Origin of the sequence: Streptomyces sp. NPDC096152, from assembly GCF_044763235.1 — a bacterium.
In the GTDB taxonomy this organism is placed as follows: Bacteria; Actinomycetota; Actinomycetes; order Streptomycetales; family Streptomycetaceae; genus Streptomyces.
Genome location: NZ_JBIWFW010000002.1, coordinates 854,220 through 866,418, shown reverse-complemented (window position 1 = coordinate 866,418; position 12,199 = coordinate 854,220). Strand labels below are relative to the sequence as shown.

Here is a 12,199-nt window from a genome sequence, read left to right as displayed (position 1 = left end):
CGGGACGCCAGGCATGCTGCAACGGATCTTCGACTACTCCGCCCGGGCCGACCCCTACCCGCTGTATGCCGAGTTGCGCAGGACGCCGGTGGCCCGGCAGGAGGACGACAGCTACGTCATCAGCACCTATCGCGAGATCACGAACATACTGAACGACCCGCATCTGAGTTCCGACCTGCGCAATCTGACGCGTCCGATGCCCCCGGCCGAGGAAAGGGCCACGTCGTCGTTCATCCACATGGACTCGCCCGAGCACGATCGCCTGCGGCGTATGGCGATGCGTCACTTCGGCCCCCCGCACACCCCTGGACTGGTGACCGGACTTGAAGGCTTCCTGACCGCCACCGTCGGCAGCCTGATCGACGATGTGGCGGGCAAGGAGCAGATCGACGTCGTCGACGATTTCGCCTGCCCGCTCACCGTAACCGTGACCTGTCACTTGCTCGGCGTGCCACGCGAGGACGAGCCGAGGTTCCACCTCTGGGTGAACGACATCATGAACTCGATCGACTACAACCCCGAGACCGACCCGAAGGAGAAACTGGACAAGGGCCTTCAGGCCCGCAAGGACTTGTACCAGTGCCTCGGCGAGCTCGTGGAACAGCGCCACGGCCGGCCGGGAGACGGCCTGCTGTCACGGCTGGCCAACGACGTCGGGCCCGACGGCCGGATGGCCGACGCCGATATCGTCGCCACCGCCAGACTGCTCCTCATTGCCGGCCATGAGACCGTCGTCAACCTCATCAGCAACGGCATGCTGACGCTGCTGCGCCACCCGCAGGTGCTGCAGCGACTGCGCGACGAACCGGACCTCGTCGTGCCGCTGGTCGAGGAACTGCTGCGCTACGAGCCCCCCGTGCACATCATTCCCTGCCGGGCGGCGTACAGCGACATCACCGTCGCCGACACCGTCATCCCCCAGGGCTCGCAGATCATGCTCATGCTGGCCTCAGGCAGCCGCGATCCGAAGCGCTTCCACGATCCGGACCGCTTCGATCCGAACCGACGTGACAACCAGCACCTGGGGTTCGGCAGCGGCATCCACCTGTGCTTCGGAGGCCCGCTGGCCCGGCGGGAAACCCAGATCGCGTTGACCGAGCTGGTACGTCGCCTCGACCGACCCAGGCTGGTCGCCGACCCGCCGCCGTACCGGCCCAGCCCCGTTCTTCGGGGTCCCATCCATCTGGACATCGAGCAGGGTAAGGGTTGACACGGCAGCCGAGGGCAGCTGCAACGTCGCGCCGCAGACGGCCCGGCCGACCAGCTCTGCATTCGACAGACTCGCTACCCTCCTCAGCTCCCATCCCGTCCACCGTCCGACCGCCACGGTCCTCCTGCCAGGGCGGGAGCGGCATCGCATCGCGGACGACTGCCCACTCCGCATCCGTCATATCCAATGGATAGCCTGGCCGCCTGTCCGGATGGTTGCCTGCGTTCCCGAACCGGTGCGCGAGGCCAGCCACACGACCGGGTAGCCGAACCGGACCCGGCCGGCGCGAACACGTACAACGGCGGCAACAGGGCCTCCTGCGTGCTCGTTGGTTCGACAACCCCGAGCTACACGGGAGACCTGGCCTTCCTGCCTGCTGGGCCAAGAGATCACCCGGCTGAGCTGCCGCACTCGAACCGACGTTCACCGTGGTCGATAGGGCAACGGCTTCCAAGCCTTGATGGGTGCGGCCGACCTGGCGGCCTGCTCGGGCAACCCGCAGGAACGGCTGAACAAGGAGATCCGCCGCCGCACCGACGTGGTCGGCATCTTCCCCGACCGGACCGCCGTGATCCGCCTCGTCGGCGCGGTGCTGGCCGAGCAGAACGACGAGTGGACCGAGGCCCGCCGCTACATGGGCCGCGAACTCCTAGGTGCCGTCCACGATCAGCACGGTGTCCTTGCGGAACCTTTTGCGTTGCTGAGCGCGAACGGTCCGAGCTGGGCGACGATGCGGTCTGCCGCGGACTTGGACACCCCGAACAGCAGGGCCAGTTGGCGCAGGGTCAGGTTCGTCCGCCAGTAGGCGGCGACCAGGAGCACGCGGTCCTCCAGCGGCAGGCTCCAGGGCCGACCCTTGCGCACCGGATCCGCACCCTCGCGCCGCAGCGCGGTGATCAGCTTGCCGAACTGGCGCGGGCTCAACCCGACGACGCCGTCCTGCCGACCGAACTCACCGCATAGCAATGACGAGATCACCGAGTGGCCGTCGATACACCACTCCCACCGGACGTGACCAACGCGGATTCAGAGACCGGCCCGGCTGCCCTCCTCGGAATAGGAGGCGTCGGCGCCTTTCTTCAGCACTTCGGCACTGTGCTGGCCCAGCAATGGTGCCGCCGAAGTCGGCTGCAGGATCTGTCGCGCCGACTCCAACGGCAGGCCTGCGTACTCGTGTGTTCCCGCCTCGGGGTGCACGAGGCGGGCGAACCAACCACGATGCCTCAGCTGCGGATCCTGAAAGAGATCTTTTCCGTTCTGGACGGGGGCGGCGGGCACTCCAGCGCATTGGAGGCGCCGGGCAAGGGCCATCTTGTCGTGTTCAGCGGTCAGTGCCGACAAGCGACCTACGATCTCCTCCCCCGCTGCCTGCCGGGCTGCCACGTCCCGCAGCGCGGGATCGTCGGCCCAATCCGTCCAGCCCAACTCCGTGCACAGCGCAGCCCATTGGGCGCTGCTGTGCACCGCGATGGCGACCCACTGGTCCTCCCCCCGACAGGGGAATGCGTCGTGAGGGAAGGCGGCAGGTAGCGCGTTGCCCTGCGGGGAGGGGTCCACTCCCGTGTCGATGGCGTCGAGGATGATGTCGCCGATCCAGCTCATGGCAGCTTCGCGCTGTGCAAGCTCGATGTATTGGGCCTGTCCCGTGCGGTCACGGTGCCGCAGGGCAGTGAGCGCGGCCGCCGCGCCGGCCAGTCCCCCCATGGGGTCGAGGTAAGCAGACCCCGAGCCCAGTGGGCCCGACTCCTCGTCGTATCCAATGAGCGAGGTGATCCCGGCCATGGCCTCCATGGTCTGCCCGTAGGCGCGGTGCGAGCGAAGCGGTCCGGTGGCGCCGAAGCCCGACATCTCGACCATGACGATGGTGGGGTTGATCTTGCGGAGCTCGTCGAAGCCGAGCCCGAGGCGGTCCATCGTGCCGGGGGTGAAGTTGGTGACCACCAGATCACTGTCCTGGCACAGGTCGAGGGCCTGCCGGCGCCCGGTGTCCGTCTTCAGATCCAGGAGCACCGACTTCTTGCCCAGATTCTGCGCGTTGAACCAGGCGTTGCGGTTGTACGGCCGCTCCCCCGGCTCACCGTCCGGGTAGAACTCTGTTGCGGTCGGGGCCTTGGCCGGGCCGCGCCAGGCATCCATCCTCGAGTAGCTCTCCACCTTGAGGATCTCCGCGCCCAACAGCGCGAGGATGCGGGTGGACAGCGGCCCCGACCAGGCGGTCGTGAAGTCGACAACGCGCACACCCGCCAAGGGCCTTGGTCCTTCCCGCGACGTCCTTGTGCGCTGGTCGGTGGCGGGCGTGTGGCGTCCGGCCGGTTCGTGGTGCGAGGTGTGGCCGCTTGGGCCGGTGGTGGCGCCCGGTTCGTAGCTCGCGGGGCGCCACATTGGCCCCAGCACCAGCTGCTTCCGGTCTTCGAATTCGGTGTTTCGCCAGAAACCCCTGCTCAGCAGCTGGGGATCGGTCCTTAGTTCGCTCGGGGTGCGGATCGGTGACATCACCAAGCGGTGGTCCAGCGCGGCCTGCAGGAGGGTGGCGCGGCTGTAGCGCTTTGCCCGCTGCTCCAACTGTGCGAATGCTGGCTGGACGTTGTGCATGAAGGTCTGCCACGAGGAGAACGGGGGTGAGTCCGCCAGGTCGTCTGCGCCCACCGCCGACAGCAGCTCGGCCAGCCTGCCCTCCATGGCGAAGACGGTCATCCAGCCGTCGGCGCAGCGTATGCGGCCCTTGGGCCGGTTAAGCTCGCCGCGCTGTGCGATGGTCGCGCTGTAGGCCCACTGAGCGGAGAAGTTCTGCTCCATGGCGGCCGCCGCCTCATGCACTGCGACGCTGACGATCTCTCCGTCGGCCTCGGCGGCGTGGTGGGCGAACAGGCGGGCCGCCAGGGACACATAGAGGAAGAGGCCGGCTGCGACGTATGCGCGGTTGCCCACGCCGTACAGCGGCGGACGGTCGGCGAGACCGGTGTAGTGCATCGATCCGGACAGCGCCTGATGAATGAGTTCCGATCCGTGCCAGTTGCGGTACGGACCCTCGTCGGCGAAGTCGGTGGCGACCGCAACCAGTGCATGCGGAGCCAGTTGGAGCGTGAGCTTGGCCTCGCCATGGTCGGATACGACTATGACGTCAGCGTCCTTGCTGCCCTGCCTGACGGCACTTTCCCAGTGGTCCTCGGGGACGGCTCGGACAGCCTTGGAGTGGTTGAGGTGCAGGTACATGGCCGGGGATGGCTGGGGGCTCGGCGGTCCGGGCACCGCCGCACTGGTTGCCCCCTGCGGCCGCAGCAGGGTGACGGCTGCCCCATGGTCGGCGAGCAGACGGGCAGCGAGCTGGCCCGCTACGGTGCGCGACAGGTCCAGGACACGCACTCCCTCGAAGGGGAGGGGCTGCGCCGGATCGCGTCCCGTCTCGCTTACTGGATCATCCGTGGGGAAAACCGTCACGCTCTGTGTCTCCGTTCTGGGGGCGGCGCGGTGAACCTGTCGCCGCCAGGTCTGGTCCTTACTTGCCGACGAACACCGGTGGCCGCTTCGCCACGAACGCCTCGGCAGCCTCAGCAGCGTCCTCGGTCTCCGTGCAACGGGAGTGCCTGGCCGCCTCCTTGTCCAAGGCCTCCTCGAAGCTCACGTACTCGCTGTCGATGAGGTTCTGCTTCATCAGCCGCAGTGCGATGGGCGCGGAGGCCGCCAGATCCCGGGCCACCGTGCGGACCCGTTCCAGGAGCTGTTCGGCCGGGCAGATCTCCGAGACCAGGCCGATGCGCAGGGCTTCGTGGGCGTCGAACGGCTCGGACAGGAGGTACTTCTCGCGCGCCCGCCCAGCTCCGATGATGCGTGGCAGTGTCCACGTCCCGCCGAAGTCGCCCGAGAGTCCCGCGCCACGGAAGGCTGCGTTGAAGCGGGCGTGGTCAGCTGCAAACCGCAGGTCGGCTGCGCAGGCCCAGGACAGGCCTGCCCCCGCGCAGGCGCCGTTGATGGCAGCGATCGTCACCGCAGGCATCGAGTGCAGCAGTGCGGCCGTCTCCATGTAGGTGCGTAGTTGTGCCGCAGCTGCCTCACCACGCAGGGATCCGGTGACCGCGCCGCCGGGCCCCTGGGACAGATCGCCCCCGGCGCAGAATCCGCGGCCGGCTCCGGTGAGGATCACAACCTTGACGGCCGGGTCCTCCGCAAGGGCGGAGAACACTTTGTGCGTCTGCTCCAGCAGGTCGGCCGTCATCGTGTTCAGCTTTTCGGGACGGTTGAGCCTCACCAGGGCAACCCCGGCGGTGTCGATGTCGCTGGCCACCAGTTCCGGCATCATTGGCTCCTTGTCGGTCTGTGCTTCACGGCGGTCACCGTGTGCTTGTGCCTGCTCCGCCCTGGATCGGGGCGGAAGCACGCGTGGTCGTGGTGGGGCTCTGCCTGTCGGCGATCGGTGTGTTCGCCTTGCTGCCCCGTCCGCTCAGCTGGGCCACGGTCATGACGATCAGCGGAGTGAGGATGGCGATGTAGGCGTTGTCGATTCCGAAGGGGTTTCCGGCCAGGTACCAGCCGACAACCGCGGGCAGGGCCAGGCAGATCGAGGCCAGGGCACCTTGCCGGGAGCCGTAGGACGGCCGGTAGAACATGAGGACGACGAACACGGCCAGAGAGGCCCGCAGGGACTTGGCCAGGAAGGTTACGCCCAGAACATCCGAGGCCAACAGCGCGAGCAGGACCGGGATCAGTCCACAGGCGAGGGTTGACAGCCGGGCGAACCGTACGGCCTTGGCCTCGTCGTCCTCCTTGTTGAAGTAGGGCTGGTAGAAGTCCTTGAGCAGCAGCGTGGAGGAGCCGATCGTCAGCGCGGAGATCAGTCCGAACACCGAGGCGATCAGGCCTGTTACCGCAACGCCCTGCAGGAACGGACTGAGGTCGACGACCATGGACGGCAGGGCCTGCAGGCTGTCGACCGAAGGGTGAACGACCGCAGCGCAGACACCGATCAGGCCGCAAGGACACCGTACGGGATCAGGATGAGGCTGGTGTACAGGCCAGCGCTGCGGGCTTTGGCCTCGCTGTCGACGGCGGTCATCGCCTGCACGACGTACTGCGTCGCGAACATGGCGCCACCTCCGGCGATCAGCCATGCACCGATCTGGCTCCAGCCGACTCCGTCCCAGTCGAGCATCCGCGTCGGCAGTGCGACGCTGATTCCGTGGTGGCCGCCGGCGGCCGCGTAGGCGAAGCCCGCCACGATGACGATCCCGACCACCTTGACGGTGATGTTGATCAGGTTCGTGTAGATGACCGACCGCATGCCGCCGATCATCACGTAGACGCTGGCCAGGGCTCCGACGATCACAACAGCCCAGGTGGCGTTCACCCCGAGAAGGGCCGAGATCATCGCTCCGCCGCTCACATAGGCTGCGGTGGCCACCAGCAGAAGCGAGGCAATCATGGTGAGGGAGGCGGCACGGCGCACACCGGCTCCGTATGCGCGTTCCAGGGCGCCTGAAATCGTCACCTCGTTGAGCTGCTTGAACTTCTTCGCGAACAGCAGGGCGAAGATGACGAATCCGATCCCGAGCGCGACGAGGTTCCACGCAGCGGAGATGCCTGAGGTGAAGGCGCCTTGTGCGGTCCCGATACTGGCCGAGGTTCCCACCACCTCGGAGGCCATGAACAGTCCGATCACGGCTGCGGGGAAGACTCGACCGCCGCGGACGAATCCTTCGGAGGTTCTGCCTGCCTTGCGGGCGATGACGCTCACGGCAGCGATCGCGATGATGTAGACCACCACCATCAGAACAACTATCTGGAAAGACGACACTGTTTCTCCTTGAGCTGACGGCTCCGGCTCTTGGCCGACTCAGAAAGGTGTGGGGCGGGGCCCCGGGGATCTTCTAGCGGGGTCCGGCGAGCTGGCTCTTGACGTAGGCGCCCCAGAGAACGCTGTTGACCAGGCCGGTTCCGTCGGCGGTGCCGAGCATTTCCGCGTCGTCGCGGAAAGCCGCCATCCCCGTGGTGACGTCCAGTCCGTGCCCGGCACACATGGACACCAGTTCGCTGCAGGCTCGCACGGCAACCGTGCAGGCGTGTGCCTTGGCACCGCTGGCCAGTGCTGCCGCCGCCTGGTGGCCGGCCTCCACAGCTTCCACCGCGTGATAGGCGAGCAACCGTGCGCCGTACAGTTCGGCTGTGAGTGCACCCACCCGCTGAGCGGTGACGTCCAGGTCGATGACGCGTGCGCCACGAGCTGTGCGCGTCGCCAAATGCTGCGCGGTCTTGGTCAATGCCTGGAAGGCAAGCGCGACGGCCTGGACAGCGACCAGCACGCGCGCCACGCTGAAACCGGCCTTTGCGCCGGCCCCTCCGTCCTCGTCGAGGATCCTCCAGGGCTCGATCTCCACCTCGCTGAACTGCAGGCTCCCGAAGGTGAGGTGGCCCAGGCCGTGGGCCCGCAACGGCACTCGCAATACGCCGGCGGCGGAAAGGTCGACGAGCACCCGTACCGAACGTCCCTGTTCGCCTGCGGCCAGCACGATCGCAGTGTCCGCCGTCATCGCATGGGTGACCCAGTCCTTGCGCCCGGTGAGGACAAGCGACTTCCCGCGCGGCGCGACCCTGGTGAGCAGGTTCTTGAGGCTGCTGCCGCCCTGCGGTTCGGTCACCGCCACGGCACCGATGCTTGTTCCCTCGAGCAGAGCGGGCAGAATCTCTTCCCTGGCCTGAGGACTTCCGCCTGCGGCTATGTAGCGTTGGACGCTGTGATTGGAGAGGAAGGGCGCCATGGTGGCCAGCCCCTCGGTCAGGGAAGCGAACTGGCCGATCCCAAGTCCTGCTCCGCCGTCCTTCTTCGGGATCGTCGATCCTAGGTATCCGGTCGACCTCAATTCGGCGAAGATCTCCAGTAGCTGCGTGCGCGACCACGGAGCGTCGGCCGGGGGATGAGTGGTGCGGATCGCTGTGGCTGCGGCCCGCCCTATTTCAACCCACTGCCTGTCCCGGCCCGGGGTCTCGGGCTCCTGTTCCATGTCGCGGCTCCGATCCTCGTGTCCCGGGTCTGCTGATCTTCATCCCCGGTGGTTTTGCGTCCGTTACTACGGCTCATTCTGTGACGCAGTCCCGATGCGCCCCTCAGGTCCGACGTGACGCGTTGACTGCCTAGAACTGCAGGGACTGCTGGTAGAGAAATTCTTCGATGCCCGCTCGCCCCAGTTCGCGTCCGTATCCGGAGTTCTTGACGCCACCGAACGGCGCAGCGGGATTGAACGCACCGCCGTTGATGTCGACCTGTCCGGTATGAATTCGGCGGGCAACGCCACGGGCTCGTTCAGGGTCCCCCGACCACACGGCGCCGCCGAGACCAAAGCGGGAGTTGTTGGCGATATCGATCGCGTGGGCCTCGTCGGTGTAGCCGATGAGGGAGAGCACCGGGCCGAAGATCTCTTCCTGGGCGAGGAAGGAGTCCGGGTCCACCTGGGTGAAGACGGTGGGCTGCACGTAGTACCCGGCCTGCAGCGCGTCTCCTGCCGGCCGCTGCGGTCCGCCAGCAAGGAGCTTTGCACCGTCGGTGATGCCGCGTTCGATTCCTGCGATGACGTTCTCGCGCTGCTGAGCGCTCACCAGCGGTCCGATGCGGGTCCGCTCGTCGGCCGGGTCGCCGGGAATGTAGCGTGCGGCGGCAGCAGTCGCGATCTCTTCTGCCTCGGAGACGAGTTGGTGCGGCACCAGCATCCTGGTCAGGGCGTTGCAGCTCTGTCCTGAGTTCAGGAAGCAGTTGGCGACGCCAACCTTGACCGCCTTGGTGAGGTCGGCGTCGTCCAGGATGACGTTCGCCGACTTGCCGCCGAGTTCAAGGGTGACTCGCTTCAGGCTGACCGCCGCCTGCATGGCGACGGCGCGTCCAGTGGCCTCCGAACCGGTGAACGACACCGCATCGACTCCGGGGTGCTCCACGATGGCCCGGCCGACGGCCGGCCCGATGCCGTTGACGACGTTCAGCACTCCATCGGGAAGCCCGGCCTCCTGCATGAGCCGGGCCAGCAGCAGCGCACTCAGCGGGGCGAGTTCGCTGGGCTTGAGAACGACAGTGCATCCCGCGGCAATGGCCGGGACGATCTTGCTGACCACCTGGTGCACCGGATAGTTCCAGGGGGTGATCGCACCGACCACCCCGACGGCGGCAAGGTGGACGCGGGAGTTGGCGAGTTCGGTCTCGAACTCCATCGAGCGCAGTGCGCGTGCCGTCTCTCGCACATCGTTCACCGGCAGCGCGGCATGCAGGGTGCGCGCGAGCTTGATGGGGGCACCCAGTTCCTCGGTCACCGTCTGCGCAACGAGTTCCTGGCGTTCCTCCAGGAGGTCGGCCAGCCGGTCGAGCAGGCGGGCGCGCTCTTCAGCCGTCGATTCCGACCACGTCGCGAAGGCATCCCGTGCCGAGGCGACAGCCCGGGCCACGTGCTGCTCGTCTCCGGCCGGCACCGACGCGACGACACGCCCGGTGGCCGGGTTCTCCACCAGGATCGGATCTCGGCCCTCTCCGTGCTCCCACTTCCCGGCGATGAAGTGTGCGGTCCACTGGTGCGGCATGCGTCCCTCCGGTTGCAGCATGACACGCCGGTTGGCGCGTTCGCCGCAGCGTATGCCTATACAATCGTTTAGGCAATGCTGGAACCAGAGTTTGACTAAACGAGCGTTCAGTGGTTATGTTGACAGGACCCTCTCCTGCCTCCCCGCTGCCGCTTGAGACGAAGCTCGCTCCCGTCAAATGCGCGGCTCACTTCCTGGCATGATCAGACGACACGGCCGGGAGGTTATCCCATTTCCATTGCTCCGCCTCCGCCTCCGCCTCCGCCGCTGGCGCGGATACCGTACGACGACCAAGGCAGTCAGACTGACGGCACCAACACAGATGCGCCACCAATAATTGAATTCACCTTTCACCGGCGCACGCAACGCGCCCGTGCCACCAAATCCTCAGGCAGAAAAAAGCAGGGCATAGAATTCTATGCCCTGCTCAATAGTTCTTCGCTACATATACGGCACGCTCTATGAGGACGCCACCCCGAGCGTGGACCCCACCAACGACAGCGCCATAGCGCCGTAGCGATCTGCAATCTCTTCGGGTGACAGTTCTCCGCCGCTTTTGTACCAAGTGGCCACGGCCGTGCACATAGTGACCACGGCCCGGCTCGCCTCACGGGGCCACGGAGTCATAAAAACGCCCTCCTCCACGCCGCGCGCAACCACAGCATCGAACATGCGCTGCAGCTTGTCTCGTTGGGCGATGTTGTGATGCCGGTTGTCAGGTTCGAGGCTGCGGATCTCACTGTTCACCACGAAGCTCGACACGACGTCGGAGGCGTTCCACAGAACGTGCGACCGGGCCGCCGCGAAGAGTTGCGCAGGAGGCTCGTCCTTGGCCTCATCGATCGCCACCCGCGTGACCTCGATCGACTGCTCCATAAAGCGACCGATGATGTCCATCAGTAGGTCCTGCTTCGACGCGTAGTAGTGATACATGGCCGCTGGTGTCGTACCCGAGGCCTTAGCAATATCACGCACAGAGGTGCCATCGTACCCGTGCCGGTAAAAGCAGGTCAGAGCCGCCTGGAAGATGGATTCCTGGCCAACGCTGTGTTGAGGCTGCCGTTGGGGCACCCTTATCCACTCCTTAAAGTACCTGAACAGATCAGGCGCCGGCAGCTTACGCGGCACATCCGTGCTGAAAAGTACATCGGCAGTCTACCGTGCCTACATGATCAGTCTTCAGCCTGGCATTCGTCTATGGCCGAACTCGGCAACTTGATGGCGGAGGGCATCCGCTACGCGAGGTTGCCCGCCTATCCCGAGATGCCGAGCCGTCCAGCCACCAAGGCGCCCCGGCTCGAGGTGCCGGCTCACCGCGACCCCGATCAGCCCCAGGAATGCATCGGCGGCCGCCCCGAATACCCCGACATCGTCACCGCCTGCGGCAAAGAAGCCGTCCCTCAGACCGTGTCCTACATGGTCAGTTTGAGAAGTCTCTTGAAGCAGCAGAGGCGACTGCCAGTCCGAGGAAGGCCAGGTAGTTGCCTGGTGTCCGCTCGTAGCGGTGATTGAGGCGGCGGTAGCCCGTCAGCCAGGACATGGTGTGTTCGACGACCCACCGGCGGCGGCCGAGCCGTAGCTGGCGCGGACCCTCGGCGTCAGCGTCGAGGTCGTGTGCCAGCGCTCGACCCAGTCCGCCCAACTGCCGGAGGCGCCTTCGATCGCCGCGGGGCCGGGGCCGTGCCGGGGACGCGGAGGCGGTTCGGCGTGCCCGAGGGCGGCCAGGGCCCGGTGGATCCCGTGGAGGTCGCTTGCCCACTGGTTCTCATGCATGGCCAGACCCCGCGCGTACGCATCGATCGTCCGCGGTGCAGCGTGCCGGCGCGACTCGGGCCGCCAGGCGCTCAGCACCGGCTCGATCAACTCCCAGCGGGCGTCGGACAGATCACTCGGATACGGACGTCGTTCGGCCATGCCCCGGAGATACCAATGGTCAGGGGCATGCGCCCAGGCGCTTAGTGCGACCAGGAGAACACCGACTTCGGTCATCCGGCGATCGTCGAGGCCACCGCCCAGTTCGAGCAGGCGGACGGGGTCGTGGTCGGCACCCCCGTCTATAAGGCCGCCTACTCCGGCCTGCTGAAGTCCCTGCTGGACCTCCTCCCGCAGTACGCGCTCGCGGGCAAGACCGTCCTCCCACTGGCCACCGGCGGCACCACCGCCCACGTCCTGGCCATCGACTACGCCCTGCGCCCGGTCCTCGCATCCCTGGGCCCCGCGCACATCACACCCGGCTGGTTCGTGCTGGACCGGCACATCGAGGTACTGCAGGACGGCGGCACCGTCGTCGAGCCGGGCGCGCGGAAGGCACTGAACCAGGTCGTCGACCAGTTCTCCGTAGCCCTCAGCGAGCGTCGGACGCTGAGGGCGGCGGCGTGAGCGATGGTCGCGACAAGCGGCAGTCGCCTTGCCTTTGACACGGCCGGAACCACCTCACGG

The 12,199-nt window shown here is 66.7% G+C and carries 9 protein-coding genes and 4 pseudogenes; 3 read left to right on the top strand and 10 right to left on the bottom strand.

The annotated features are described in order from the left end of the window. The first annotated feature begins 13 nt into the window (after nucleotides 1-13). Nucleotides 14-1,210: a cytochrome P450 gene (locus ACIQ9G_RS09585; RefSeq protein WP_403607949.1), complete on the top strand. Its 1,197-nt coding sequence runs from the start codon at nucleotides 14-16 to the stop codon at nucleotides 1,208-1,210. 487 nt (nucleotides 1,211-1,697) lie between these two features. Continuing rightward, nucleotides 1,698-1,862, top strand: a pseudogene (locus tag ACIQ9G_RS09580) (transposase); the annotation flags it as partial. On the opposite strand, the pseudogene ACIQ9G_RS09575 reads toward ACIQ9G_RS09580, so the two are convergent. The 10 genes and pseudogenes from ACIQ9G_RS09575 to ACIQ9G_RS09530 form a co-directional block, all read right to left on the bottom strand. Continuing rightward, nucleotides 1,863-2,188: pseudogene (locus ACIQ9G_RS09575) on the bottom strand (transposase family protein); the annotation flags it as partial. It lies immediately after the preceding pseudogene. A 48-nt stretch (nucleotides 2,189-2,236) separates the two neighbouring features. Beyond that, nucleotides 2,237-4,648: a CoA transferase gene (locus ACIQ9G_RS09570; RefSeq protein ID WP_403607725.1), complete on the bottom strand. Its 2,412-nt coding sequence runs from the start codon at nucleotides 4,646-4,648 to the stop codon at nucleotides 2,237-2,239. Nucleotides 4,649-4,706: 58 nt separating this feature from the next. Then, complete coding sequence (locus tag ACIQ9G_RS09565; RefSeq protein ID WP_403607724.1) at nucleotides 4,707-5,507, bottom strand: enoyl-CoA hydratase-related protein; 801 nt, start codon at nucleotides 5,505-5,507, stop codon at nucleotides 4,707-4,709. A gap of 31 nt (nucleotides 5,508-5,538) precedes the next feature. Beyond that, on the bottom strand, nucleotides 5,539-6,171 hold the full coding sequence (locus ACIQ9G_RS09560; protein WP_403607948.1) for a hypothetical protein: 633 nt from the start codon (nucleotides 6,169-6,171) through the stop codon (nucleotides 5,539-5,541). After that, on the bottom strand, nucleotides 6,171-6,971 hold the full coding sequence (locus ACIQ9G_RS09555; protein WP_403607723.1) for a hypothetical protein: 801 nt from the start codon (nucleotides 6,969-6,971) through the stop codon (nucleotides 6,171-6,173). The genes ACIQ9G_RS09560 and ACIQ9G_RS09555 overlap by 1 nt, the downstream gene beginning before the upstream one ends. 100 nt (nucleotides 6,972-7,071) lie before the next feature. After that, nucleotides 7,072-8,202 (bottom strand): acyl-CoA dehydrogenase family protein, encoded by a 1,131-nt coding sequence (locus tag ACIQ9G_RS09550; protein ID WP_403607722.1) that lies wholly within the window; start codon nucleotides 8,200-8,202, stop codon nucleotides 7,072-7,074. A gap of 130 nt (nucleotides 8,203-8,332) precedes the next feature. Continuing rightward, nucleotides 8,333-9,760, bottom strand: a complete 1,428-nt coding sequence (locus tag ACIQ9G_RS09545) for an aldehyde dehydrogenase family protein (RefSeq protein ID WP_403607721.1) — start codon at nucleotides 9,758-9,760, stop codon at nucleotides 8,333-8,335. A 459-nt stretch (nucleotides 9,761-10,219) separates the two neighbouring features. Further along, nucleotides 10,220-10,831 (bottom strand): TetR family transcriptional regulator, encoded by a 612-nt coding sequence (locus tag ACIQ9G_RS09540; protein WP_403607720.1) that lies wholly within the window; start codon nucleotides 10,829-10,831, stop codon nucleotides 10,220-10,222. A 341-nt stretch (nucleotides 10,832-11,172) separates the two neighbouring features. After that, nucleotides 11,173-11,336, bottom strand: a pseudogene (locus tag ACIQ9G_RS09535) (transposase); the annotation flags it as partial. Then, nucleotides 11,288-11,674 carry a transposase gene (locus ACIQ9G_RS09530; protein ID WP_403607971.1) on the bottom strand — a complete coding sequence of 129 codons (387 nt, stop codon included), beginning with the start codon at nucleotides 11,672-11,674 and terminating at the stop codon, nucleotides 11,288-11,290. The gene ACIQ9G_RS09530 and the pseudogene ACIQ9G_RS09535, both read right to left, overlap by 49 nt. A 63-nt stretch (nucleotides 11,675-11,737) precedes the next feature. On the opposite strand from ACIQ9G_RS09530, the pseudogene ACIQ9G_RS09525 reads away from it, so the two are divergent. Beyond that, a pseudogene (locus tag ACIQ9G_RS09525) lies at nucleotides 11,738-12,139 on the top strand (NAD(P)H-dependent oxidoreductase); the annotation flags it as partial. Nucleotides 12,140-12,199 lie beyond the last annotated feature (60 nt).

What these genes read in the sequence shown, in the direction of transcription:
- ACIQ9G_RS09550 (WP_403607722.1), bottom strand. Translation starts at nt 8,202, where the DNA reads ATGGAACAGGAGCCCGAGACCCCGGGCCGGGACAGGCAGTGGGTTGAA.
- ACIQ9G_RS09530 (WP_403607971.1), bottom strand. Translation starts at nt 11,674, where the DNA reads ATGGCCGAACGACGTCCGTATCCGAGTGATCTGTCCGACGCCCGCTGG.
- ACIQ9G_RS09585 (WP_403607949.1), top strand. Translation starts at nt 14, where the DNA reads ATGCTGCAACGGATCTTCGACTACTCCGCCCGGGCCGACCCCTACCCG.
- ACIQ9G_RS09565 (WP_403607724.1), bottom strand. Translation starts at nt 5,507, where the DNA reads ATGATGCCGGAACTGGTGGCCAGCGACATCGACACCGCCGGGGTTGCC.
- ACIQ9G_RS09545 (WP_403607721.1), bottom strand. Translation starts at nt 9,760, where the DNA reads ATGCCGCACCAGTGGACCGCACACTTCATCGCCGGGAAGTGGGAGCAC.
- ACIQ9G_RS09555 (WP_403607723.1), bottom strand. Translation starts at nt 6,971, where the DNA reads ATGGTGGTGGTCTACATCATCGCGATCGCTGCCGTGAGCGTCATCGCC.